Origin of the sequence: Microbacterium resistens NBRC 103078, from assembly GCF_001552355.1 — a bacterium.
GTDB classification, from domain to species: Bacteria; Actinomycetota; Actinomycetes; order Actinomycetales; family Microbacteriaceae; genus Microbacterium; species Microbacterium resistens.
Genome location: NZ_BCRA01000013.1, coordinates 46,112 through 69,727 on the forward strand (window position 1 = coordinate 46,112; position 23,616 = coordinate 69,727).

Below are 23,616 nucleotides of genomic sequence, written 5' to 3' on the forward strand. Positions count from 1 at the left end.
ATGCCTGAACGGAGCTTCGTCGAGCGCGCGGTCGCGCACGCCGACGTCAACGCCTTGCGGCTCTCCCTGTACCAGATCACCCGGGACCCCGAGATCGCCTCGATCGTGCCGCGTCGGGTGTACGGCGCCGTCGCCGACACGGTCTCGTTCGCGGTCGAGGACGAGGAGCTGATCCGGCGCAAGGCCGTCGATCTGCTGCTGACCGGCGCCCCCGCAGAGGAGGAGCTGCCCGAGCCCACGGCTTCTGAGATCGACGAGCTGATCCAGATGCTCGAAGGGCGCCGGCTCGAACCTCCCGAGCTGACGCTGCGGCGTCAGATCCCGAGCTTCGGCGACATGCCGTTCCAGGCGCGCTGGACGGCGGACCCCTCGGTCCCGGACGGGTACCACGTGGCGATCGTGGGCGCGGGCATCGCCGGGATCGCGATGGGGGTCCAGCTCGCCCAGCTCGGCATCCCGTTCACCGTCTACGAACGTCGGTCCGAGGTCGGCGGCGTCTGGAGCATCAACACCTATCCGGATGCCGGGGTGGACACACTCAGCGCCACGTACGAGTACGGGTTCGAGAAGAAGTACCCCTGGCCCGCGTACTTCGCCCGCCAGGCGGACGTCCGGGCGTACGTCGAGCACGTGGCGCGGCGGCACGGGGTGTTCGATCGGGTCTCGTTCGGCAGCGACGTCCGCGTCGCACGATTCGACGACCGGAGCCAGGACTGGACGCTGACGGTCTCCCGGGAAGGGCAGCCCGACCAGATCGTCCGCGCCGATGTCGTCGTCGCGGCGAGCGGCATCTTCGCGACGCCGCGCGATCTGCCGATCGAGGGCGCGGAGGGGTTCGCCGGTGATGTGGTGCACACCGCGCGGTGGCACGACGGAGTGGACTGCACCGGCAAGAGGGTGGCGGTCATCGGCAACGGGTCGACGGGGGTGCAGCTCCTGTCGAAGGTCGCCGAGACCGCCGAGTCGGTGACGGTGTACCAGCGCACCCCGCAGTGGATCTCGCCGCGCGCCAACTACGGGGTCCCGATCCCCGACGAGCTCCAGTGGCTCATCGGCGCTCTGCCGTTCTACTGGAACTGGAACAAGTACGTCGCCGCGATGGGCACGATCGAGCTGCGCAACGTCCTCACGACCGATGCGCGATGGATCGAGGACGGGGGCGCGGTCAGCGAGCGCAATGACGACCTGCGCGCGCTCCTGACCCGCTACATCGAGCGTCAGGTCGGCGGCCGGCGCGACCTGGTGGATCAGCTCGTGCCCGACTACGCGCCGATGACGCGGCGCCCCGTGGTCGACAACAACTGGTATGCGTCACTGACGCGACCGAACGTCGAGCTCGTGTCGACCGCGATCGATCGCATCGAGGAGACCGCGATCGTGACCGCGGACGGGACCGCGCGCGAGACGGAGGTGATCCTCGCGGCGGTGGGCTTCCAGACGGAGAAGTACGTCTGGCCGACCGCGTACTACGGCGAGGGCGGGGTGAGCCTGGAGGAGGTCTGGCGTCCGCAGGGGGCACAGGCCTACCTGGGCATGACGGTCCCGCGCTTCCCGAACCTGTTCCTGCTGTACGGGCCGAACTCGCAGCCGGTCGCCGGAGGAGCGGGGCTGCCCACCTGGTTCGAGATCTGGAGCCGGTACGTCGCACAGGGGATCGTCGCGATGCTCGAGGGCGGTCATGCTTCGATGGCGGTGCGCCAGGACGTCTTCGACAGATACAACGAGGATCTGCACGCGGAGGCGCAGAAGCTCATCTACCTGTCCGAGCACAGCACGATGAAACGGAACTACTACGTGAACGAGTTCGGGCGGCTGCAGATGAACGCGCCCTGGACGGGCGAGCGGTTCTTCGAGATGTGCGAGGCGCTGCAGGTCTCCGACTACCACTTCACCGCGGCGTCGACAGCGTCGCCGCGGGAGCTCCTGACCGCACGCATCCACTGAAAGGCGGAAGACCATGAGAGCGATCGTCTTTGACGGTACGGAGAACACGCTCGTCGACGATGTCGAGCTCCGCGACCCGGGACACGGCGAGGTGATCGTCCGCATCGTGGCGAGCGGGCTGTGCCAGAGCGACCTGAGCGTGATGCGCGGCAAGATCCCGTTCCCCTCGCCGGTGATCCTCGGCCACGAGGGCGCGGGCGTCGTGGAGGCGGTAGGGCCCGGGGTCACGGCGCCGCAGGTCGGCGATCACGTGGTCCTGGCCACGTTGGCGGCGTGCGGGCGATGCCCGTCGTGCGCGGCGGGTCACCCGACGATGTGTCGTGAGTCGTTCGGCAAGACCGCCACGCCGTTCCGGCGCGGCGACACCGCCGTCCACAACTTCGCGACGCTGTCGACCTTCAGCGAACGGATCGTGGTCCAGGCGCAGCAGGCGATCCCGATCCCGAAGGACGTCCCTCTGGAGACGGCGTGCCTGATCGGCTGCGCGGTGCTCACCGGCGCGGGAGCCGTCTTCAACCGTGCGCGCGTGCGACCGGGCGACTCGGTGGCGGTGATCGGCGCGGGCGGGATCGGACTCAACGTGGTCCAGGCGGCCCGGGTGGCGGGTGCCGCCCGGATCATCGTCGTCGACACCAATCCGGGCAAGGCGGCCCAGGCGGAGCGCTTCGGGGCCACCGCGTTCGTCGACGCGACGGATGGCGACGCGGCGGCACGCGTCCGCGAGCTCTCCGGCGGAGGCGTCGGCCATGCGTTCGACTGCGTGGGCGGCGAGGCCGTGACCAGCCAGGCCATGGAGATGCTCGACTGGGGCGGTCAGCTGATCATGCTCGGAGTGGCCGGCCCGGAGACGCGGCTGTCGGTGCCGGCGAGCGCGTTGTACATGGATCGTTCGGTGCTCGGCTGCCGGTATGGCTCATCCCGGCCGGGAGCGGATGTCCCGATGTATCTCGAGCTCTATCGCCGTGGGCTCCTCCTGCTCGACGAGCTGGTGACGCGGACCTACGAGCTCGACGACTTCGAGATGCTCTTCGACGATGCTCGCGCGGGGGTGCTCGACCGCGGCGTGCTGCGGATGCCCGCCTGATCCCGTCAGGATCCGTCCGCGGGTCGCGTCGCGTAGACGAGGAGCTTCAGCATGTCAGCCACCTCGCGTCGCAGGCCCTCGCGGCTGGCGGGGTCGTCGGCGCGGTCCGAGAGAGCGCTGAAGTAGGGCTCATACATGTTCCAGACCGAGCCGATGAGCGCGATCAACGACGCCAGCACCTCCGCGTCGAAGCGTCCGGGCGTCGTCGGCCGGGCGGGGTCCTGCCACAGCGCTTCGATCTGCGTGCGGTAGCCGCGCGACCGGGCGCCCCCGAGCAGGCGTTCCGGCGGGGTGCCCTCGAACACGGCCCAGGTGAGCATACGGCCGAACTGCCCCGCGTCGAGGTCCGCGCCGAAGGAGTTGTCGATGGCGGCGTAGATGTCCTGCTCCCCGGAGAGACGCTCACCGCCGTAGGCCACGAGGAGCTGCATCACCGCGACGAGGAGGTTCTCCTTCGTCTGGTAGTGACGGTGGATCAGTCCGTAGGGCACGTCGGCGGCGGTCGCGATCTCGCGGAGCGAGGTCTTCGCCGGTCCCTTCCGCGCGAACAGCTCGGCCGCCGCCAGGAGGATCGCCCGCTGGGCCTCGCTGGACTCGGCGCGGGCGGGCATCCAGCCGGCGACGTCGTCGGGAACCTCGTCGGCGTCCTCGGCCCCGGGCGCGGGAAGCGCCTCCGGCTCGAGAGAGCGCGCGCGGCGCAGCGCCTCGGCCTTCGTCGCCGGGCTGCGGAGGAGGTCTCCCGGGGGCTCGGCGTCCGGCCCGGGGGAGACGGACCATCGCGCGATCGCCTCCGCCGGGATCCCGCTGTCCACGGCGTCCAGGAGCTCGGCGACCTCGGGCCGGACGGCGCCGGTCTGCTCGTCGAACTGCCATGCCGGGAACAGGGTGACGCCGTGGCCCGGCGCAGCGAGGAGCTTCCGGTTGCGCACGCGGGCGTTGATGGCTTGGCGGCTGATGCCGAGGACCTCCGCGACCCGCGGAGTCGCCCACCACTGGGCCTCGTCCGCCGCCGATGCGGGAGCCGGGGGACGGTCGCGTCGTTGAGCCATAGCTATACCACCATACTTGCGTTCCGGGCCTCGGCGGAGGTGATTCGTTGACGGCGTGGCCTCTGGCCTCGAAGGACGATCCCGTCACGGCGACGCCGGTGGCGAGGCCTAGGATCGACGGATGACCACCCTCGCCCCGCTGACCGCGGCCGACCACGACGACTGGCTCGCGCTGTGGACCGGTTACCTCGACTTCTACGAGGCCACGATCGCGCCCGACGTCACCGCTCACACGTTCGAGCGGCTCGTGGCGGGGATCGACATGCACGCGACGATCGCGCGGGACGACGACGGCGCCGCGGTGGGGCTCGTGCACTGGCTGGCGCACCCGGCGACCTGGACGCGCGGCCCCTACTGCTACCTCGAGGATCTGTTCGTCGTCCCGTCGGCGCGCGGGGCGGGGACCGGTCGCGCGCTCATCGGCCACGTCGCGACCTGGGCGCGCGAGAACGGGTGCGCGAAGGTGTACTGGCTGACGCAGTCCGGCAACACCGCGGCCCGCGCACTGTACGACCGGGTCGCGCGCGACACCGGCTTCGTGCAGTACGCGATCCCCTGAACGGCATCGGATCGGCGTCGCGCGCGCGGGTGTGCCAGGCTGGCCCCATGACCCTTCCGCACGATGACGTCGATCCGGGTGGCCTGCTCGAATACTCGGTGGTCTTCACCGACCGCTCCCTGAACCACATGTCCGCGCGCTTCGTCGGGGTGATGCAGGAGATCCTCGCCATCCTCCGTGCCGCCTACAGCGCCCACAGCGCGGCGGTGGTCCCGGGAGGCGGGACCTATGCGATGGAGGCCGTGGCCCGTCAGCTCGCGACAGGCCGTCGCTGTCTCGTCCTGCGCAACGGGCTGTTCTCGTACCGCTGGTCGCAGATCCTCGAGACTGGACGGATCTCGGACGACGTCACCGTTCTCACGGCGCGCCCCGTGGACGGTGCGCCTCAGGCGGCCTGGCAGCCCGTGCCGCTGGAGGAGGTGGTGGAGGCGATCCGGACGCAGCGCCCCGAGGTCGTCTTCGCGCCGCACGTGGAGACCGCATCGGGCATGGTGCTCCCCGACGACTACGTCCGTGCCGTGGCGGATGCGGTGCATGGTGTCGGCGGAGTGTTCGTCCTGGACTGCATCGCATCGGGGGCGCTCTGGGTGGACATGGGCGACCTGGGCGTCGACGTCCTCCTCAGTGCGCCGCAGAAGGGGTGGAGCGGCTCGCCGGGTGCGGGATACGTGATGCTCAGCCCCGCCGGGCACGCGGCGGTCGGCGCGGGGACGGCGTCGAGTTTCGCGATCGATCTCGGCCGATGGCTGTGGATCGCCGAGGAGTATCGGGAAGGACGCGCGCCGTACCACGCCACGATGCCGACCGACACGTTGGCTCATGATGCGCGTCTGATGGCGCAGACCCGGGATCGGGGGTTCGCGGCGCTGCGGGGCGCCCAGGTCGAGCTCGGACGACGGGTCCGTGCGCTCCTCGCCGAACGGGGCCTGCCCTCCGTCGCCGCGCCCCAGTTCGCGGCCGCCAGCGTCGTCGTCGTGCACACGGACGACCCCGCGCTGCAGAGCGGCGCCCGCTTCCGCGAGGCCGGTGTGCAGATCGCTGCCGGCGTCCCGTTGCACTGCGGCGAACCGGACACCTATTCGACGTTCCGCATCGGCCTGTTCGGACTGGACAAGCTCGACGACGTGGATGGGGCGGTCGCACGTCTCGCGGCGGCTCTGGACCGCGTCGGTCTCTGACTCCGACCGTCACCGGTGGCGGTCAGCGCGTGAACCGCTCCGGGCGCAGGTCGAGTCGGCGAAGGAGCTGCGCATTGAGCGCGACGACCACGGTGGAGACCGACATCAGGACGGCGCCCACCGACATCGGCAGGAGGAATCCGATCGGGGCGAGCACGCCGGCCGCGAGCGGGACGGCGGCGAGGTTGTACCCCGCGGCCCACCACAGGTTCTGCGTCATCTTCCGGTAGGCGGCCCGCGACAGCTCGATCGTGGCGACGACCGACCGCGGATCGTCGCTGGCGAGGATGACCCCGGCGGAGCCGATGGCGACATCGGTCCCCGCGCCGATCGCGATGCCGACGTCGGCCCTGGCAAGGGCGGGGGCGTCGTTCACTCCGTCCCCGACCATCGCGACGGCGCGGCCCTCGGCCTGCAGCTCGGCGACGCGCGCCGACTTGTCCTCGGGGCGCACCCCCGCGAAGTAGCGGGAGATGCCGAGCTCGCGGGCCACGGACGCCGCGACGGCTTCGGCGTCGCCCGTGATCATCACCACCTCGATGCCGCGAGCGGTGAGGGCCCGGACGGCGTCACGGGACTCGGCGCGGATCGCATCCGCGAGGCGGAGGGCACCGGCGACCCGCCCGTCGACGAGGACGTGCAGGATGATCGCGCCTTCGGCACGCCATGCCTCGGACGCCGGCAGTTCGTCGGCTCCGGCCTGCGCGAGGAGCGCCGGTCCGCCGACCTCGACGGTCCGGTCGCCCACCCGGGCGCGGACGCCGAGGGCGGGCTCGGAGCGGAACTCAGACGCGGTGGCCCGGGAGAGCTCCCGGCTCTCCGCGGCGGTCACGATCGCGCGGGCGAGGGGATGCTCGGAGTCGGATTCGGCGGACGCCGCCAGAGCCAGGATCTCGTCCTGGTCGTAGCCGTCCGCCGGGACGACCGCCGTCACGGCGGGCGCGCCCTCGGTGAGCGTTCCGGTCTTGTCGAACAGCACCGCGTCGACGGTGCGCATCCGCTCGAGCGCCATGCGGTCCTTGACGAGGATGCCTCCCCGCGCCGCGCGCTCCGTCGCGATCGAGACGACCAGCGGGATCGCAAGGCCGAGCGCGTGCGGGCAGGCGATCACGAGGACCGTGATGGCGCGTACGACCGCGGCGTCCGGGAGCCCGACGGCCGTCCAGACGACGGCGGTCACGACCCCGGCGATGAGTGCGAACCAGAACAGCCACCCGGCGGCGCGATCCGCCAGACGCTGGGCGTGGGAGCTGGAGCTCTGTGCGTCCGCCACCAGGCGGCCGATGCCCGCGAGGGCGGTGTCGTCGCCCACCGCGGTCACCCGTGCGCGGATCCCCGAGTCGGTGGCGATGGTGCCGGCCACGACCGTGTCGCCGACGGTGCGCTGCACGGGGCGGGACTCCCCGGTGATCATCGATTCGTCCACGCTCGCCGACCCCTGCTCGATCACGGCGTCGGCCGGGACCCGTCCGCCCGGACGCACGAGGACGACGTCGCCCACCTGCAGCTGTGCGGGGGAGACGGACTCGGTCTCGTCCCCGACGATGCGCTCGGCCTCGTCGGGAAGCAGGGCGGCGAGCGAGTCCAGCGCGGAGGTGGTCTGCGCCAGGGAGCGCATCTCGATCCAGTGCCCGAGCAGCATGATCACCACCAGGAGCGCGAGCTCCCACCAGAAGTCGAGCTCGTGGTGGAGGAGTCCGAGCGTCGCTCCCCAGGAGGCGAGGAACGCGACCGTGATGGCGAGGGCGATCAGCAGCATCATCCCCGGTCGGCGTCCGCGGAGCTCGTCGACGGCACCGGTGAGGAACGGCCGACCGCCCCAGAGGAAGACGACGGTGCCCAGCACGGGCGGGATCGCGCGGATCACCGGGTCGTCGGGGACGACGTAGCCCACGAGCATCGCGAACATGGGGGAGAACGCGACCACCGGGACGGCGAGGACGAGCATGATCCAGAACAGCCGCCGGAACTGGCCGACGTGATCGCCGTGGCCGGCATGTCCGCCGTGGCCCTCGTGACCGCCGTGGTCGGTCGGGGCCCCGTGGCCGGCGTGGTCTCCGTGAGCGGCGCCGTCACGGGCGTGATGCGCTGCGGGTGCCGAAGGACTCAGGTGGGCTCCGTGGGCTCCGTGGGCTGCGTGCGCGTGGCCCGCGTGGTCCGTGCGCTGCGGCGCGCCCGAATCGGAGGGTCGTGGGGCGGCGTGTCGATGTGTCTCGTGCGCTTCGTCGTCCATATCCCCGCGAACACTATACCCCATTGGGGTATTCCGAAAGGGGGTCGAACGGCGGCGCTATGGTGGTGGACGAGGAGGGCGTATGCGGCGGATACGGGAGGACCAGCGCTGCCCGTGCGGGACGGGCGACGTCTACGGATCGTGCTGCGGCCCGATCCTCGCCGGATGCCCCGCCCCGACCGCGGAGCGTCTGATGAGATCGCGGTTCACCGCCTTCGCGGTCGGCGACGAGGAGCACCTGCTCCGCACCTGGCATCCGGACTCCCGACCCGCGCGCGTGGATCTCGACGCCGACATGGACTGGCTCTCCCTGGACGTCCAAGCGACGGAGAGCGGCGGTCCGTTCGACCGCGAGGGGACCGTGCAGTTCGTCGCGCGTTACCGCGATGCGGGCGGGCGTGGCGCACTGCGCGAGCGGAGTCGCTTCGTCCGGGAGCCGAGCGGATGGCTCTATGTCGACGGCACGACGGCCTGACCCCGCACGCCGCGGTTCCTGGCGTAGGTTTGAGACGTGAAAGCCAACCCCGCGCACCAGATCGTGCTCCTGGACATCGCCGACCTCGACCGACGGATCGCCCGCGCCGAGCACGCGCGGACCCATCCGCCGCAGGGGGAGCGGATCAACGAGCTCGCCGCGCTCCGTCAGGAGCAGCTGCGCGAGCTCACGGTCCTGACGGGGCGGCGCGACGACGTGCAGGCAGAGCTCACACGGGTGGAGTCGGACGTCGCGCTGGTCGAGCAGCGCCGCGACCGCGACGCGCAGCGTCTTGCCGCCACGGCGAACCCCAAGGACGCCGTCGCGCTGGAGCAGGAGCTCGCGAGCCTCGCACGCCGCCAGAGCGACTTGGAGGACATGCAGCTCGACGTGATGGGGCGCCTGGAGGAGGCGGAAGCGGCGCGAGCCGCGCAGCAGGCTCTCATCGACGCCACCGTCGAGGAGGGGACGCGCCTGACGGCCGAGGCCAAGGCGCAGGTGGCCGCCGCCACGACGGAGGGTGAGCAGCTCGCGCGGGACCGTGCCGCGCTCACCGATTCGGTCCCGCCGTCGCTCCTCAGCGAGTACGAGCGCCGCGCGCAGCGCACGGCCGGAGCCGCGCTGCTGCGTCGTCAGACGTGCGAGGGGTGCCGCATGGTGCTCTCCGGGACCGACCTCAACGTGATCCGCCAGGCGGACCCGGAGGAGGTCGTGTCCTGCCCGGAGTGCGGCTGCATCCTCGTCCGCACGGAGGAGTCGGGTCTGCAGGCGACCCCCGCCGCGGACTGACGACCGGCGCTGATCGCGCGCTCGGCGCTCAGAGCTCCTCGTGCGTGCGCGGGTCGGCGCCGAAGAGGCGTCCGTCCGCGCGCCCCAGTGCCGTCACCGCGTCGACGTCGTCGGCGGACAGGCGCAGATCGGCGGCGGCGAGGTTCGCGGACTGGTGGGCCGGATCCGCGGCCTTCGGGATCGCGACCGACCCTCGTGTCGCGTGCCATGCCAGGACGACCTGCGCGGGGGAGAGCCCGCGCTCCTCCGCGATCCTCGTGACGACCGGCTCGGAGAACAGGTCGCCGGCGCGCCCCAGCGGGCTCCACGCCTCGGTGATGATGCCCTGCTCCCGGTGGTACGCCAGCGCGTCCGTCTGCGGGAAGTACGGGTGCAGTTCGATCTGGTTGACGACCGGGCGGACCCCGGTCGCGTCCTCGATGCGTTCGAGGTGCTCCGGCAGGAAGTTGGAGACGCCGATCTGGCGTACCAGGCCCCGGTCCCGGGCCTCGATCAGCGACTCCCACGCCTCGACGTACTTGTCCACGCGGGGGTTCGGCCAGTGGATGAGGAGGAGGTCGATGGCGTCGACACCGAGCCGGAACCGGCTCTCCTCGATCGAGACGAGGGCCTTGCTCCGCTCGTGGTGACGCCCGGCGAGCTTCGTGGTGACGATGAGCTCTCCGCGGTCCACGGCCGCCCCCGAGACGCCCCAGCCGACCGCGCCCTCGTTCTCGTAGTTGAACGCCGAGTCGATCAGCCGGTAGCCGGTCTCGATCCCGGCGCGGACGGCGTCGGCGCCGGCCTCGCCGCGGAACGCGTAGGTGCCCAGGCCTTGAACGGGCAGGCGGAACCCGTTGTGGGCGGTGAAGGGATCGATGTCGGTCATGACGGTCCTCTCGACGGCGGATCGGTCGGTTCCACGCTAACGCGCTCGGACGCGCGTGGGGAGTGCGCGGAGACGGGACGCAACAATCGCGAGCGGCGCGGGCGGTCGATGTCGGCGGCAGGGCCTAGGTTCGAAACGTGGCAACCTCGGCTGCCCCGGCTGCACCCGGGCCCACGTCGATCGTGCTCGGGCGCGCACCGGGTCGCGGTGCGTGGCGCGCGTTGCTGCTGGACGCGGACGGCGAGGTCTTCGCCACGGAGGAGATCGGGGACGACGGGCTCGTGGCCTGGGTCGGTGCCCACGAGCGCCGGTCCGCCCCGAGGTGGGTCGTGCGCAGCGTCCGTGACGTCTATCCCCGCCTGCTCTCCGGCGGAGTCCGGCTACGCCGCGCCCAGGATCTCCTGCTGTGCCATGCGATCCTCCGGGACACCACGATGCTGCCCCACCCTGTCGCCGCATCCCCGGCCTGGCGGCGCGGCGATCCTCCCGCGTCGGAGGGGCGCCCCGCCCTGTTCTCCCTGGGCGACGACGGGGCCGGCGCCGAGGAGGAGGCCGAGTCCGTGCTCGCCGAGCTCCGCCGGCAGCGCGCCGCCCTCGGCACCGCTCCCGACGCGCGCCTGGAGCTGCTGTGCCTCGCGGAGTCCGCCGGGGCGCTCGTCGCTGAAGAGATGACGGCGGCGGGACTGCCGTGGGACGAGGCCGTCCATGACCGGATCCTCGCCGACGCCCTCGGTCGCCGTCCGCCACGGGGGAGCCGCCCGGAACGGATGGCAGCGCTGGTCCGGGAGATCGGGCAGCTCCTCGAAGACCCGCAGCTGAACCCGGACAGCCCGCCGCGGCTGCTGCGCGCGCTCCGCCGCGCCGGCGTCATGGTCGACTCGACCTCCCGATGGGAGCTCGCCGAGGTGGACCACCCGGTGATCCCTCCTCTGCTCGCGTACAAGCGCATGGCTCGTCTGTTCACGGCGAACGGGTGGAGCTGGCTCGCCGAATGGGTGCACGAGGGGCGGTTCCGTCCGGTGTACATCACCGGCGGCGTCGTCACCGGTCGCTGGGCCTCGGCCGGGGGCGGGGCGCTGCAGATCCCGCGGAGCCTGCGCCCCGCCGTGCGTGCGGATCCGGGGTGGCTGCTCGTGTGCGCGGACGTCGCCCAGCTGGAGCCGCGCGTGCTCGCCGCCCTGTCACGTGATCGGGCGATGGCCGCCGCGGCTCAGGGCGCCGACCTCTACGCAGGCATCGTGCGCTCCGGGGTGGTCGCCACCCGCGAGGAGGCGAAGTACGCCGTGCTGGGGGCGATGTACGGGGCCACCACGGGAGACAGCGGTCGACTCGCGCCGCGGCTTCGCAGCGTCTTCCCCCGCGCCATGGCGCTCGTGGACGCGGCGGCCCGCGAGGGGGAGGAGGGTGGCGTCGTCTCGACGCTGCTCGGTCGTGGCTCGCCGCGGCCGGACGCGTCCTGGAGCACGACGCAGTCGCGCGCCAGCGACCCGGACGCCGGCGCGGCGGACGAGCGGCGCGCCCGCAGCCGTGCGCGGGACCGGGGGCGCTTCACGCGCAACTTCGTCGTGCAGGGGACGGCGGCGGAGTGGTCGCTGCTGTGGCTGGCCGAGATCCGGCACCGCCTGGCCTCGCTGCCGCCCGGGGAACGGGCAGCGCCGAGGTCGGGGCCGGTGTTCTCCCGGCAGGCGCACCTGGCGTTCTTCCTCCACGACGAGGTGATCGTGCACTGTCCCGAGGAGCAGGCCGAGACGGTGGCCGACGCGGTGCGCGCGTCGGCGGACGCGGCGACGCGGCGACTGTTCCCCGGCTTCCCGGTCGAGATCCCGCTGGACCTGCGCATCTCCGAGGACGCGGGCAAAGGACCGGCACCGGTCGCGCCGGTAGACTGATCGGGAACGGGTCGGCCGGACGGTCGCGTGGCGGGAGACCGCACCGAGGAACGTCCGGGCTCCACAGGGCAGGGCGGTGGGTAACACCCACCCGGAGCAATCCGCGAGACAGTGCCACAGAGAGCAGACCGCCTCTCCCGCGTGCGGGCGGAGGTAAGGGTGAAAGGGTGGTGTAAGAGACCACCGGGGATCGTGGCGACACGATCCGCCAGGTAAACCTCGCCCGGAGCAAGGCCAGACAGAGGATGCTGACGCGGCTCGCCGAGTCCTCGGGTAGGCCGCTGGAGCGGCACGGCAACGTGTCGCCGAGAGAGATGACCGTCGAAGGGACCGCCCGAGAGGGCTCCCGGAACAGAACCCGGCGTACAGGCCGGCCCGTTCACCACCCCGCCGGCGCCGCGAGCGCGCGTTTGCCAGCGCATGGCCGCCGGAACAGAATGATTGAATGACGATTCAAGGCTCCGTGCCGGTCGACGAACGGGTGTTCCGACGCAGTCCGCTCCGGGCGATCATCGGCGTCCTGCTGGGGTCCGCCCTGCTCTCCACGGCGCTGCTGTTCATCGTGCCGAGTCATCTTCCTCGTCAGATGTCGACCGGCACCCGAGGGATGGTCGTCCTCGCCCTCTGCGTGGCGGGGGCGCTCATCATCGCGGTCTGTGTGTTCGTGTTCGCGAACGTGCGGATCGTCGTTCGTTCGGACATCGTCATGATCCTTCGGCCCGGGAAGAACCGGCTTTACCTGCGGGAGGACACCGAGTTCGCCTCGAAGGTGACCGAGCACTATACGAACGGGCTGAGATCGGGGACGACCCGTGCCCTGACCGTGCACTCGGACGCCGGGACGGAGACCGTCTCCCTGCCCGGATACACGCGGGCACAGTTCAACGAGCTGATGTCCCTGCTCGCACCGGTCGCGCCGGAGCCCGCGGACGCGGTGGAGACCGCGAGGAGACGCGCCTCGCTGCCCACGCACTTCCGCACGGATGCCGGACGCGTGCGCCGGTCCGCCCGGGCCCTCGGGCTCGTCGGCGTCGGGCTCCTCGTGCTCGCACTGGCGACCGTCGCCGTGGTCTTCGGGACCGGCGGGCTGGAGTTCAACGACTACTCGGCGCTGATCCTGATCGTGCCGTTCGCTGTCCTCGGCGCCGTCGGGGTCCTCATCGGATCCGCGCAGCAGGTCAGGAAGGCGCGGTCCGTGCCGGCGCAGCTGAGCGCGAACCACCTCGGTCTGCGGATCGACGACGTCGACTACCCGTACGCGCAGCTCACCCGCATCCAGCTCACACCGCCGTCGTACAGTCGACATCGGTTGGTGCTGGAGCCGGTGGCCGGGAGGAGGGCGTCGTACCTGCTCAGCGGCTCGGGCGTCACCATGACGCCCGGGATCGCGGAGCTGTTCGAAGTGCTCCGGGTCGAGACCGCTCGGCATCCCGGGCTGCTGCGGCTGGACCTGGAGTAGCGCGCAGGGCCCGGGAGACCCGGGAGGTCAGTCAGTCGGCGGCGAGCGAGGCGGCGCCGATGATGCCCGCGGAGTTGCGGTGGACGGCCGCCACGATGGGCGTGTTCAGATCGAGCAGCGGCAGGAACTTCTCCGGGTGTTTGGAGACGCCGCCCCCGACGACGAAGAGATCGGGGCTGAAGAGGAACTCCACGTGCGCGAAGAAGACCTGGAGGCGTGCCGACCACTCCTCCCAGGACAGCTGCTCGCGCTCCATCGCGGAGTACGCGGTCCACTTCTCGATCGAGGCGTCCTCCACGCTCGTGCCGTCGTACAGCAGATGCCCGAGCTCCGTGTTCGGAACCAGCACGCCGTTATAGAGGAACGCGGAGCCGATGCCGGTGCCGAGGGTGGCGACGATCGTGAGACCGCGTGCGTCACGGGCGGCGCCGTGGCGGGCCTCGGCGACGCCGGCCGCATCGGCGTCGTTGACGAAGTGGATCTCGCGGCCGAGCCCCTTCTCGAAGAAGGCCTCGGCCTCGAAGCCGATCCAATCCGGCGACACATTGGCCGCCGAGAGCGTCTTGCCGTACTTCACGATCGCCGGGAAGGCCACCCCCAGCGGGAGGGTGGACTCGGCCACGCCGAGGGTGTCCAGGACCTCCTTGACCGCTGTGAGCACGTCATCGGGGGAGGCGCCCTTCGGGGTGGGGACGCGTACGCGGTCCGAGGAGAGGGTGCCGTGTTCGAGATCGACGATGCCCGCCTTGATCCCGGTTCCGCCGATGTCCACGCCGATCGCTTGTGCCATGCGTCACAGCCTAGCGATGAGCGCGGACGACAGTAGGATCGTGACAGCCGCTGACGAAGGGGAACCCTGTGGAAGACGCCGACAAGAAGTACTGGTACAACATCCGCACCGGTGACGTCGAGTTCGGGATGATCTCGCCCGCCGTCGACCGGGTCGGCCCGTTCGACACCGAGGCGGAGGCCCGACGCGCGCCCGAGAAGCTCGAGGAGAACGCCCGGGTCTGGGCGGAGGAGGACGCGGCGGACGACTCCTGGGGCGGCTCCGGCCCCGACGACGCCAAGGCCTGATCCGTGGACAAGCAGCGCGACTTCGTCCTGCGCACGATCGAGGAGCGCGGCGTCAAGTTCGTCCGTCTGTGGTTCACGGACGTGATCGGGACGCTCAAGTCCGTGGCGATCGCGCCGGCGGAGGTCGAGGGCGCGTTCGCGGAGGGCATCGGGTTCGACGGGTCCGCCATCGAGGGACTGACGCGCAGCTTCGAGTCCGACCTGCTCGCGCAGCCCGACCCCACGACCTTCCAGATCTTGCCCTGGCGGGGTGAGATCGACCCCACGGCGCGGATGTTCTGCGACCTCACGACGCCGGACGGGCGTCCGGCGGTGGCGGATCCGCGTCACGTGCTGAAGCGCACGCTCGCCAAAGCCGCCGACGCCGGGTTCACCTTCTACACGCATCCGGAGATCGAGTTCTACCTGCTGAAGTCGAAGGAGGCGGGGCCCGACGGCCCCGTCCCGGTGGACTCGGCAGGCTACTTCGACAACGTGCCCGGCGGCACGGCGCACGACTTCCGCCGCAGCGCGGTGCGGATGCTCGAGGATCTCGGGATCTCCGTCGAGTTCAGCCATCACGAGGGCGGGCCGGGGCAGAACGAGATCGACCTGCGCTATGCCGACGCACTGACCACGGCCGACAACATCATGACCTTCCGCACCGTGATCAAGGAGGTGGCGATCGAGCAGGGCGTCTACGCGACGTTCATGCCGAAGCCGCTCAGCGATCAGCCGGGAAGCGGCATGCACACGCACATGTCCCTGTTCGAGGGGGACGTCAACGCCTTCTACGAAGAGGGCGCCAAGTACCAGCTCTCGCGCACCGGGCGTCAGTTCATCGCCGGACTGCTGCGCCACGCGAACGAGATCGCGGCGGTGACGAACCAGTTCGTCAACTCGTACAAGCGCCTGTGGGGCGGCGACGAGGCGCCGAGCTTCATCACGTGGGGCCACGCGAACCGCTCCGCGCTCGTGCGCGTCCCGATGTACAAGCCGAACAAGGGGCAGTCCTCGCGCGTGGAGTACCGGGCGCTGGACTCCGCGGCGAACCCCTACCTCGCCTATGCGCTCATGCTGGCCGCGGGGCTGAAGGGGATCGAGGAGGGCTACGAGCTCCCGCCCGAGGCCGAGGACAACGTTTGGTCGCTAAGCGAGGCGGAGCGGCGGGCCCTCGGCTACGCGCCGCTGCCGTCGAGCCTGGATCACGCGCTGGAGTACATGGAGGACTCGGAGCTCGTCGCGGAGACCCTGGGAGAGCAGGTGTTCACCTACGTCCTGCTGAACAAGCGCAAGGAGTGGGAGGCGTACCGGGGTCAGGTGACGCCGTTCGAGCTCAAGAGCAACCTCGAGCTGCTCTGATCCCCGCATGCCCCGTCCGGATGCCTCCGTCTCGCTGTCGGCGCTCGCCCGGCTGGGGTTCGACGATCTGTCCGCGGCCGCTGCGGCGCTGAGCGATCTGTCGGCGACGACCGGCGTGGACCGGATCACCCTCCTCGACGGGTTCTCCGCGGCCGATCCCGACGAGGCCGTCGCCGGGCTCCTGCGGGTGGCCCGTCGCGATCCGGAGGGCGTCGCGCGCCTGCTGCGGGACCCGCACGCGCGGCCCGGGGTCTGGCGGCTTTTCGGCGCATCCACGGGGCTCGCCCGGTTCTTCGAGCGTCGTCCCGCCGAGCTCGACGTCCTCGCGTCCCCGCCGGTCGCCGTGCCGACGGCGGATGCGCTGCGGTCCCGGTTCCTCGCCGCGGTCGGCGCCGAGGACGGGGTCGCGCGAAGCGGCGACGCCGCCGCGCGGATCGCGCTGCGGGTGGCCTACCGGCGAGCGCTCGCGGAGATCGCCTCCGTCGACCTCGCGTCGACGGATCCCGTCGCGTTCATACCGGTCGTGGCGCGGGCGTTGGCGGACGCAGCGGACGCAGCGCTGGAGGCCGGTCTCGCGATCGCCCGGGCCGCCGTGGTCGCCGAGTCCGCGTCGGCACGGGTGCGCGTGACGTCCGAGGAGGTCGCGGCGACGAGGCTCGCGGTGATCGCGATGGGGAAGACCGGTGCGCAGGAGCTGAACTACATCAGCGACGTGGATGTCATCTTCGTCGCGGGGACCGCCGACGAGGACGCCGTCCCCGAGGCGCGGGCCATCGATGTCGCGACGCGCCTGGCCCGCGAGATGACGGGCGCGGTCTCGGGGATCGGGGCCGAGCCCCCGCTCTGGGAACTGGACGCGGCGCTGCGGCCGGAGGGCAAGCAGGGCGCTCTCGTCCGCTCCCTCGGCTCGCACCTCGCGTACTACGATCGCTGGGCGAAGAGCTGGGAGTTCCAGGCGCTGCTGAAGGCGCGGCCGGCGGCAGGCGACCCGCAGCTCGGTCGGGAGTACCTCGCGGCCGTGCAGCCCAAGATCTGGTCGAGCGCCGCGCGTGAGGACTTCGTCGGCAGCGTGCAGCGCATGCGCGAGCGCGTGACCGAGCACATCGCTGCGGACGATGTGCCGTACCAGATCAAGCTCGGCCCCGGGGGCCTGCGGGACATCGAGTTCACAGTCCAGCTCCTGCAGCTCGTGCATGGGCTCACGGACCCGTCGCTGCGCACGCGCGGCACCCTCGAATCTCTCGACGCCCTCGTCGTGGGCGGATACATCGGCAGGGCGGAGGCGGCCACGTTCGGCCAGGACTACCGCACGCTGCGGCTCCTGGAGCACCGGCTGCAGCTGCGCGACCTGCAGCGGACGCATCTCATGCCGCGCACGCCGGCGGGACTCCGCGTCCTCGCGCGCGCGACCGGGGTCGCGGACACCGCGGAAGGGGTATGGGCGCGCTGGGAGGACGTGCGCCGGGAAGTGCGCGACCTGCATACCCGGCTCTTCTACCGGCCGCTGCTGAGCGCCGTGGCCGGGCTCCCCGCGGAGGAGCGGTCGCTGTCGACCGAGCAGGCCCACGACCGACTGGCGGCGATCGGCTTCCGGGACCCCGCGGGGGCGCTGCGGCACATCGGCGCCCTCACGACGGGGATCAGCCGCAAGGCGACCATCCAGCGTCACCTCATGCCGGTCATGGTGCGCTGGTTCGCCGACGGGAGCGATCCCGACTACGGCCTGATCGCGTTCCGGCGGATCAGCGAGCGGCTCGGGGACACACCCTGGTTCCTGCGCATGCTGCGCGATTCATCGGGCGCCGCCGAGAGCCTCACCCGCCTGCTGTCGTCCTCACGATACGTCGGCGAGCTGATGGAGTGGATCCCCGAGTCGGTCGCGTGGCTCGACAGCACCGAGCTCCTGCGGCCGCGCAGCGCGGCGGCGCTGGACGAGGAGGCGCGGGCCATCCAGACGCGGCATGAGTCCATCACGCCGGCGCTGCGCGCCGTTCGCTCGCTCCGGCGCCGGGAACTGCTGCGCACGGCGATGGGCGCGGTGCTGGACGTCCTTCGCATCGACGAAGTAGCGGCCGCCCTCACCGCCATCACGGAGGCGACGATCCAGGCGGCGCTGCGCGCGGTGCGGCGCGAGGTCGTCTCCCCGGAGGACGACGCGCTCGACTTCTCGGTGATCGCCATGGGGCGTTTCGGCGGTGCGGAGCTGGGATTCGGCTCGGACGCGGACGTGCTGTACGTCTACGACGCGAACGGGATCGACCCTGAGCGTGCGCAGCGGTACGCGGTGAAGATCGTCGCCGGGCTCCGCGAGCACCTGGCGGACCAACGGGTGCCTCTCGACCTCGACGCGGACCTCCGTCCCGAAGGACGAAACGGCCCTGTGGCCCGGTCGTTCGACGCGTACGCGCAGTACTACCGGCGCTGGTCGCTCTCGTGGGAGTCGCAGGCGCTGCTGCGGGCGCGCGGGATCGCGGGGAGCGCCAAACTCATCCGCCGCTTCGAGGAGCTGGCGGACACGGTCCGCTACCCCGCGCAGCTCGATCTCGCGTCGCTCCGCGAGATCAAGCGGATCAAAGCACGGGTCGAGGGCGAGCGCCTGCCGCAGGGGGTGGACCCGCGTCGTCACCTCAAGCTCGGGCCGGGCACGCTCAGCGATGTCGAGTGGCTCGTGCAGATCGTTCAGCTTCAGCACGCGCACGAGGTGCCGGGCCTGCGCACCACGTCCACGATGCAGGCCCTGGAGGCCGCCGTGGAGACGGGCCTCGTCCCGCGCGAAGCGGGGGAGCGGCTGCGTGAGGCGTGGCTGCTGTCGAGCCGTCTACGCTCGGCGATGACGCTCCTGACCGGTCAGACCCGCGACGTCCTCCCCGTCGATGTCCGGGAGCTCGACGGCGTGGGGCGCATCCTCGGCTATCCCGAGCGCTCGGCGGGCCCGGTGGAGGAGGAGTACCTCGCGGTGACCCGCCGGGCGCGGCGCGTCTTCGAGCAGCTCTTCTACGGCTGATCCAGGCCGATCGGCGGAGTCGGGCCGCCCTGTGGATCCAGGACCCGCGCGAGGCCTCCGCTGAGGAAGTTCACGAGGAAGTCGATCTCGTCCTCCGTGGCAGGAAGGGGCCGCGCAGGAGAAGGATCCTCGCGCTTCGCCATCTGCCCGACGAAGAGCTTCACGGCGATGCTCAGGGCGTTGCTGACGTCGTCGGTGTCGGCGGAGGGGAACGCGCGCTGCGCGGCGACGATGCTCGCCTGGTAGGCCCGCTCGTTCCACAGCCGTTGTCGATCGAAGAGAAAGAGCTGGTCGACGATCTTGAGCCATTCGAGACCACGGGCGCCATGTCGCCGGAGCAGGATGACGTGCGGTTCGGTGATCATGGTGATCACATCCCGTGCTGTGGGTCTCGCCGCCGCGCCGGCGAGTGTCTCGGCGCGCGCCAGGATGTCCGCCACGACTTCTTCCCCGACCGCGTCGAGCACCGCGTCGATCAGGTTCTCCTTGGTCCCGAAGTGGTAGTGGACAGAGGCCGGACCGAGTCCGGCCTCGCGGTTGACCGCGCGGATCGAGGTCGCATCGATGCCGTCACGGGCGAAGAGCCGGGACGCTGCCGTCACCAGCAGGTCCCGTCCTTCGGTCCCCGGTCGCCGGCTCATGGCGTCACCTCCCGCCTCGGGACGGGCGCGGTCGTGCTCGGCGTCGTCGGGTCGAGCTTCTCCGCGTGGTGACAGGCGACGAGTCCGCCCGCACCGCTCTCGCGCAGTCCGGGCTCCTCGCGTGCGCAGATCTCTGTGGCCCAGGCGCAGCGCGTGCGGAAACGGCACCCGCTCGGCGGCGAGAGAGGCGAGGGGAGGTCCGACACGGCGCGATCGCGAGAGTGCGCGCGTGCCGGCTCCATCGTCGGGACGGACTCCAAGAGCAGGCGGGTATAGGGATGCCTCGGCCTGCGGAACAGTTCCTCGGTGCGCGCCACCTCACAGACCTTGCCGAGATACAGCACCATGACGCGGTCGCTGATGTTCTTCACGACCCCGAGGTCGTGAGAGATGAAGAGCATGGTGAGGGCATGAGTCTGACGCAGGGAGCGGAGCAGGTTGAGGATCTGGGCCTGGACCGAGACGTCCAGGGCGGACACCGGTTCGTCGCAGACGAGCAACTCGGGTCGCAGGACGAGGGCGCGGGCGATCGCCAGGCGTTGGCACTGTCCACCGGAGAAGCCGCTGGGGCGCCGATCGGCCACGACCTCCGGATTCAAGCCGACCTCCCGCAGCGCGGCATCGACGTCCTGCCGTCGCGTCGACCTGACGCGATCCGGCCAGATATCCAGCCCTTCGCCGACGATATCGGTGACCCGGCGTCGGGGATTCAGCGAGGCGATCGGATCCTGGAGGATGATCTGCATCCGGGGACGGATCCGACGCAACGATCTCCGGGGCATCCCGACGAGCTGCGCGCCGGCGAACGTGATCGACCCACGGGTCTGCGGCAGCAGGCCCAGGATCGCTCTCGCGATCGTCGACTTCCCGGATCCGCTCTCGCCGACCAGGCTCAGCGTCTCGCCGCGCCGGATCGCGAACGAGACGTCGCTCACCGCATGGACGGTCCCGTGCTTGGTCGGAAAGGCGACATCCAGCCCTTGGATCCGGAGCAGGTCGTCATCGGGCGTGCTCATCGCTGTCCTTCGCATCGGCGGAGCCGGTCATGACTTCGGCGGGGTGATGACACGCGAGCAAATGCTCCGTGTCCGGGGAGAGGGAGATGAGGTCCGGCATCTCTTGGTCGCACCGGGACGTTCGCGCCGTGCATCTCGGGGCGAAAGGGCATCCCCGGGCAGCGCGCGCCGAGATGTCGGGCGGCTCGCCGGGGATGGTGGCGAGCTCGGCGCCGGGGCGTCCGTCGATGCCCGGATGGCTCGTGAGCAGTCCTCGGGTGTACGGGTGTCTGGCCGCGACGGCGAGATGACGGCTCGGCAAGGATTCGACGAGTCGGCCGCCGTACATGACCAGGACGCGGTCGCTCCGTGCGGCGACGACCGAGAGATCGTGGCTGATGAGAAGAACGCCGATGTTCCGGCTCCGGCGGAGGTCGTCGATCAGATCGAGGATCTGGCGCTGGATGGTCACGTCGAGGGCGGTGGTGGGCTCGTCCGCGATGATGAGATCGGGCGCGTTCGCCAGCGCGATCGCGATCAGCACGCGCTGGCGCATCCCGCCGGACATCTCATGCGGATAAAGCGAGAGGCGAGCGCGCGGATCGGACACGCCGACATCGCGCAGCAACTCGGCGGCCCGTGCGAGGGCCTCGGACCGGCCCATCCCGCCGACCCGGCGCAGGGCGTCGGTGATCTGGGTGCCGACCCGCTTCACCGGGTTCAGCGAGGTGACCGGATCCTGCGGGATGAGGGCGATGCGGCGACCCCACAGCGCCCGTCGTCGCCGGGCGTCGGCCCCGATGAGCTCTTGGCCGTCGAACACGATGGAGCCGGTGTCCGCGAGTCGCGAACCCGGCGGGAGCAGCCCCATGATCGAGCGGACGAGCATGCTCTTGCCGCTGCCGCTCTCCCCGACGATCCCGACCAGCTCTCCTCGTGCGCAGTCCAGCGCGGCTCCGTCGACAGGGCGCACCGGGCCTCTCGGGGTGTCGATCTCCAGGACCAGATCCCGGACCGCGAGCAGACGGGTCATGCCGGTCCCCTCCGTGATGAGAGCCATTGGCCCAGGGCGTTCGCCGAGGCGACCGTGAGGAAGAGGGCCGCGGCGGGAATCGCGACCAGCCCCGGGTGCGTCTCGAGGTGAGCCTGTCCGGTCGCGATGAGGTTGCCCCAGGTCGGATCGGGGCGTTGGATCCCCAGGCCGAGGTAGCTCAGCGACGCCTCGGCGACGATGAGGAAGCTCATGGCGAGGAAGCCGTAGGACAGCAGCGTCGGAACCAGGTGGGGCAGGACGCCTCGGACGAGGATTCGCACGGCGCCGGCGCCCAGGGCACGGGACGCGGTGACGAACTCCCGAGAGGCGATGGCGAGCGTGTTCGACCGAGCCAGGCGCACGTAGCCGGGCAGCGCGAGGATCCCCAGCGCCACCGTGACGTTGGCGGTGTTCGGACGGAGGAACGTCGCCATCGCGAGCAGCAGGATCAATCCGGGGAAGGAGAGCAGAACGTCCGTGACGAAGCCGATGATCTGATCGACGGGTCCGCGGGCGTATCCCGCGGTCATGCCCAGCATCGCCCCCAGGAGGAGAGCGAGCGCGGTGGCGCCGACGGCGACCGTGATCGAGACGCGGGCTCCGTAGATCAGCTGAGCAAGGATGTCGAGACCGAGCGCGTCCGTGCCCAGGGGATGGGCGCCGATCAGGGTGGGCGGAGCCATCGCGACCACGCTCAGCGTGCGGGAGGGGTCCCGGCCCTCGGACAGCGGCAGCAGATCTGCGGTGGCGGCCACGACGACGAGGAGGGCGAGCCACCCGGCGGCGAGCACGATGCTCCACCGGATCCTCTGCAGCGGCCGAGGCCGTCGGGCGCTGCCGGAGGCGGGTCCGAGGGGGCGCGCGGTGACGATGGTGGCGCGATCAGTGGTGGGCACGACGGATCCTCGGTTCGAGAAGGTGGTACGCGATGTCGACGACGACGTTGATCGCCAGGAAGATCGCGGCGACGACGAGGACACCGACCTGGACGACGGGGTAGTTCTTGGCCTGGATCGCCTGCACGATCACGCGGCCGAGCCCGGGGAGTCCGAACATCGTCTCGACCACGACGCTGCCGCCGAGCAGGCCGCCGGTGACGAGGCCGGCCACGGTGACCAGGGAGAACAGCGAGGGACGCAACGCCTCCCGGACGACCACGTGCTGCTCGGACAGGCCCTTCGCCCGGGCGATGAGGATGAAGTCCTGCTGCAGGGTCTGCGCCATGTCGACGCGCAGCAGCTGGATGAAGACCGGGATGATTCCGAGCGCGAGGGTCAGCGCGGGGAGGAAGGCGGATTGGAGGTTGGCCGCCCACCCGTCGCTCAGCCGCACCCAGCCCTGCCGCGGGAACTCCGGCGCCGTGAGGAACACCAGGATCCCCACCGCGGCGGGGAGCAGACGGAGCGCCCATCCGCCGGCGGGGACCGGGACGCGCCGACGGAGCGCGCCGATGACGAGCAAGGCGCTTCCGAGCCCTCCGACGATCATCGCCCCGCTGGCGACGACATCCGGCAGGAAGACGAACAGCCGGATCACGATCACCCCCATGACGAAGACCGGAATAGCCAGGGCGGCGAAGGCGGACAGCGTGATCGCGGTGTCGGTCCGCGTCCCGGAGCGGGCCGCTGCCCAGGCCCCGAGCGGAACGCCCACGACAAGGCTGAGGAGCATGGCCAGGACGGTGAGCTCCACGGTGACCGGGAGGGCAGCGCCCACGACGTCCACGACGGGCTCGATGGGACGGATCAGCGTCATCCCGAAATCGCCGGTGACCACGCCGGCCAGCCACTCGACGTATCGCGTCACCGGAGGCCGGTCCAGGCCCATCTCGGCGTGGAGCTGGGCGATCTGCTCCGGGGTGGCCGAACTGCCGAGCACCGCGGCGGCGGGATCGCCCGGGATGAAGTCGACGATGAGGAACGAGAGGACGGAGACCGCGAGAAGCACGCCGAGCATACGCGCGCCCCGCAGCACGATGGGAACCAACACGGGAGCTCT

At 71.1% G+C, this 23,616-nt stretch carries 20 protein-coding genes and 1 other RNA gene; 12 read left to right on the forward strand and 9 right to left on the reverse strand.

All coding sequences use genetic code 11. The annotated features are described in order from the left end of the window. Together MR1_RS02810 and MR1_RS02815 are read left to right on the forward strand one after the other, a co-directional pair. Window positions 1–1,944, forward strand: a complete 1,944-nt coding sequence (locus MR1_RS02810; RefSeq protein WP_067243165.1) for a flavin-containing monooxygenase — start codon at window positions 1–3, stop codon at window positions 1,942–1,944. Window positions 1,945–1,957: 13 nt separating this feature from the next. Then, window positions 1,958–3,028 (forward strand): Zn-dependent alcohol dehydrogenase, encoded by a 1,071-nt coding sequence (locus MR1_RS02815; RefSeq protein ID WP_067243166.1) that lies wholly within the window; start codon window positions 1,958–1,960, stop codon window positions 3,026–3,028. 5 nt (window positions 3,029–3,033) lie between these two features. On the opposite strand, the gene MR1_RS02820 is transcribed toward MR1_RS02815, so the two are convergent. Beyond that, window positions 3,034–4,077 carry a TetR/AcrR family transcriptional regulator gene (locus tag MR1_RS02820; protein WP_067243167.1) on the reverse strand — a complete coding sequence of 348 codons (1,044 nt, stop codon included), beginning with the start codon at window positions 4,075–4,077 and terminating at the stop codon, window positions 3,034–3,036. Window positions 4,078–4,198: 121 nt separating this feature from the next. Between MR1_RS02820 and MR1_RS02825 the strand changes: the two genes are divergently transcribed. Both MR1_RS02825 and MR1_RS02830 read left to right on the forward strand, forming a co-directional pair. Next, window positions 4,199–4,636, forward strand: coding sequence for a GNAT family N-acetyltransferase (locus MR1_RS02825; protein ID WP_067243168.1), 438 nt, complete (start codon window positions 4,199–4,201; stop codon window positions 4,634–4,636). Between the two features lie 47 nt (window positions 4,637–4,683). Next, complete coding sequence (locus tag MR1_RS02830; protein WP_067243169.1) at window positions 4,684–5,814, forward strand: aminotransferase class V-fold PLP-dependent enzyme; 1,131 nt, start codon at window positions 4,684–4,686, stop codon at window positions 5,812–5,814. A gap of 22 nt (window positions 5,815–5,836) precedes the next feature. Here the strand turns inward: MR1_RS02830 and MR1_RS02835 are convergent, their stop codons facing one another. Then, entirely contained in the window at window positions 5,837–8,047 is a 2,211-nt protein-coding gene (locus MR1_RS02835) for a heavy metal translocating P-type ATPase (RefSeq protein ID WP_084344321.1), read from the reverse strand. A gap of 82 nt (window positions 8,048–8,129) precedes the next feature. Here MR1_RS02835 and MR1_RS02840 point away from each other — a divergent pair, with 82 nt between their 5' ends. Both MR1_RS02840 and MR1_RS02845 read left to right on the forward strand, forming a co-directional pair. Further along, window positions 8,130–8,522, forward strand: a complete 393-nt coding sequence (locus MR1_RS02840; RefSeq protein ID WP_067243171.1) for a YchJ family protein — start codon at window positions 8,130–8,132, stop codon at window positions 8,520–8,522. 36 nt (window positions 8,523–8,558) lie between these two features. Then, window positions 8,559–9,311: a zinc ribbon domain-containing protein gene (locus MR1_RS02845; protein ID WP_067243172.1), complete on the forward strand. Its 753-nt coding sequence runs from the start codon at window positions 8,559–8,561 to the stop codon at window positions 9,309–9,311. Window positions 9,312–9,339: 28 nt separating this feature from the next. Here the strand turns inward: MR1_RS02845 and MR1_RS02850 are convergent, their stop codons facing one another. Next, on the reverse strand, window positions 9,340–10,179 hold the full coding sequence (locus MR1_RS02850; RefSeq protein ID WP_067243173.1) for an aldo/keto reductase: 840 nt from the start codon (window positions 10,177–10,179) through the stop codon (window positions 9,340–9,342). Window positions 10,180–10,316: 137 nt separating this feature from the next. On the opposite strand from MR1_RS02850, the gene MR1_RS02855 reads away from it, so the two are divergent. The 3 genes from MR1_RS02855 to MR1_RS02865 all read left to right on the forward strand — a co-directional run bounded on the left by MR1_RS02855 (window position 10,317) and on the right by MR1_RS02865 (window position 13,527). Continuing rightward, on the forward strand, window positions 10,317–12,068 hold the full coding sequence (locus MR1_RS02855) for a bifunctional 3'-5' exonuclease/DNA polymerase (protein WP_157517875.1): 1,752 nt from the start codon (window positions 10,317–10,319) through the stop codon (window positions 12,066–12,068). 7 nt (window positions 12,069–12,075) lie between these two features. Beyond that, window positions 12,076–12,450, forward strand: an RNA gene (rnpB, locus tag MR1_RS02860) — RNase P RNA component class A. 63 nt (window positions 12,451–12,513) lie between these two features. Further along, window positions 12,514–13,527, forward strand: coding sequence for a hypothetical protein (locus MR1_RS02865; RefSeq protein ID WP_067243175.1), 1,014 nt, complete (start codon window positions 12,514–12,516; stop codon window positions 13,525–13,527). A 31-nt stretch (window positions 13,528–13,558) separates the two neighbouring features. Here MR1_RS02865 and ppgK read toward each other — a convergent pair whose 3' ends face one another. Further along, window positions 13,559–14,317 (reverse strand): polyphosphate--glucose phosphotransferase, encoded by a 759-nt coding sequence (ppgK, locus tag MR1_RS02870; RefSeq protein WP_067243176.1) that lies wholly within the window; start codon window positions 14,315–14,317, stop codon window positions 13,559–13,561. Between the two features lie 68 nt (window positions 14,318–14,385). Here ppgK and MR1_RS02875 point away from each other — a divergent pair, with 68 nt between their 5' ends. Genes MR1_RS02875 through MR1_RS02885 form a run of 3 tightly spaced genes read left to right on the forward strand, consistent with a single transcriptional unit; the run spans window position 14,386 to window position 18,949 of the window. Then, on the forward strand, window positions 14,386–14,604 hold the full coding sequence (locus MR1_RS02875; protein WP_067243177.1) for a hypothetical protein: 219 nt from the start codon (window positions 14,386–14,388) through the stop codon (window positions 14,602–14,604). Between the two features lie 3 nt (window positions 14,605–14,607). After that, the gene (locus tag MR1_RS02880) at window positions 14,608–15,945 is read left to right on the forward strand and encodes a glutamine synthetase family protein (protein WP_067243178.1); all 1,338 of its coding nucleotides are present in this window, start codon (window positions 14,608–14,610) and stop codon (window positions 15,943–15,945) included. 7 nt (window positions 15,946–15,952) lie between these two features. Then, on the forward strand, window positions 15,953–18,949 hold the full coding sequence (locus MR1_RS02885; RefSeq protein ID WP_067243179.1) for a bifunctional [glutamine synthetase] adenylyltransferase/[glutamine synthetase]-adenylyl-L-tyrosine phosphorylase: 2,997 nt from the start codon (window positions 15,953–15,955) through the stop codon (window positions 18,947–18,949). Here the strand turns inward: MR1_RS02885 and MR1_RS02890 are convergent. Genes MR1_RS02890 through MR1_RS02910 form a run of 5 tightly spaced genes read right to left on the reverse strand, consistent with a single transcriptional unit; the run spans window position 18,940 to window position 23,607 of the window. Continuing rightward, window positions 18,940–19,590: a TetR/AcrR family transcriptional regulator gene (locus tag MR1_RS02890; RefSeq protein ID WP_084344322.1), complete on the reverse strand. Its 651-nt coding sequence runs from the start codon at window positions 19,588–19,590 to the stop codon at window positions 18,940–18,942. The genes MR1_RS02885 and MR1_RS02890 overlap by 10 nt on opposite strands. Continuing rightward, window positions 19,587–20,606, reverse strand: coding sequence for an ABC transporter ATP-binding protein (locus MR1_RS02895; protein WP_217996169.1), 1,020 nt, complete (start codon window positions 20,604–20,606; stop codon window positions 19,587–19,589). The genes MR1_RS02890 and MR1_RS02895 overlap by 4 nt, the downstream gene beginning before the upstream one ends. After that, the gene (locus tag MR1_RS02900) at window positions 20,590–21,618 is read right to left on the reverse strand and encodes an ABC transporter ATP-binding protein (RefSeq protein WP_067243194.1); all 1,029 of its coding nucleotides are present in this window, start codon (window positions 21,616–21,618) and stop codon (window positions 20,590–20,592) included. The genes MR1_RS02895 and MR1_RS02900 overlap by 17 nt, the downstream gene beginning before the upstream one ends. After that, window positions 21,615–22,514, reverse strand: coding sequence for an ABC transporter permease (locus tag MR1_RS02905; protein ID WP_084344323.1), 900 nt, complete (start codon window positions 22,512–22,514; stop codon window positions 21,615–21,617). The genes MR1_RS02900 and MR1_RS02905 overlap by 4 nt, the downstream gene beginning before the upstream one ends. After that, window positions 22,501–23,607, reverse strand: a complete 1,107-nt coding sequence (locus tag MR1_RS02910) for an ABC transporter permease (RefSeq protein ID WP_217996170.1) — start codon at window positions 23,605–23,607, stop codon at window positions 22,501–22,503. Before MR1_RS02910 ends, MR1_RS02905 begins: the two co-directional genes overlap by 14 nt. Window positions 23,608–23,616: the final 9 nt, after the last annotated feature.

Excerpts from the sequence above, each read along its gene's own strand:
- MR1_RS02810 (WP_067243165.1), top strand. The coding sequence starts at position 1 with ATGCCTGAACGGAGCTTCGTCGAGCGCGCGGTCGCGCACGCCGACGTC.
- MR1_RS02815 (WP_067243166.1), top strand. The coding sequence starts at position 1,958 with ATGAGAGCGATCGTCTTTGACGGTACGGAGAACACGCTCGTCGACGAT.
- MR1_RS02820 (WP_067243167.1), bottom strand. The coding sequence starts at position 4,077 with ATGGCTCAACGACGCGACCGTCCCCCGGCTCCCGCATCGGCGGCGGAC.
- MR1_RS02825 (WP_067243168.1), top strand. The coding sequence starts at position 4,199 with ATGACCACCCTCGCCCCGCTGACCGCGGCCGACCACGACGACTGGCTC.
- MR1_RS02830 (WP_067243169.1), top strand. The coding sequence starts at position 4,684 with ATGACCCTTCCGCACGATGACGTCGATCCGGGTGGCCTGCTCGAATAC.
- MR1_RS02835 (WP_084344321.1), bottom strand. The coding sequence starts at position 8,047 with ATGGACGACGAAGCGCACGAGACACATCGACACGCCGCCCCACGACCC.
- MR1_RS02840 (WP_067243171.1), top strand. The coding sequence starts at position 8,130 with ATGCGGCGGATACGGGAGGACCAGCGCTGCCCGTGCGGGACGGGCGAC.
- MR1_RS02850 (WP_067243173.1), bottom strand. The coding sequence starts at position 10,179 with ATGACCGACATCGATCCCTTCACCGCCCACAACGGGTTCCGCCTGCCC.
- MR1_RS02865 (WP_067243175.1), top strand. The coding sequence starts at position 12,514 with ATGACGATTCAAGGCTCCGTGCCGGTCGACGAACGGGTGTTCCGACGC.
- ppgK (WP_067243176.1), bottom strand. The coding sequence starts at position 14,317 with ATGGCACAAGCGATCGGCGTGGACATCGGCGGAACCGGGATCAAGGCG.
- MR1_RS02885 (WP_067243179.1), top strand. The coding sequence starts at position 15,953 with ATGCCCCGTCCGGATGCCTCCGTCTCGCTGTCGGCGCTCGCCCGGCTG.
- MR1_RS02890 (WP_084344322.1), bottom strand. The coding sequence starts at position 19,590 with ATGAGCCGGCGACCGGGGACCGAAGGACGGGACCTGCTGGTGACGGCA.
- MR1_RS02895 (WP_217996169.1), bottom strand. The coding sequence starts at position 20,606 with ATGAGCACGCCCGATGACGACCTGCTCCGGATCCAAGGGCTGGATGTC.
- MR1_RS02900 (WP_067243194.1), bottom strand. The coding sequence starts at position 21,618 with ATGACCCGTCTGCTCGCGGTCCGGGATCTGGTCCTGGAGATCGACACC.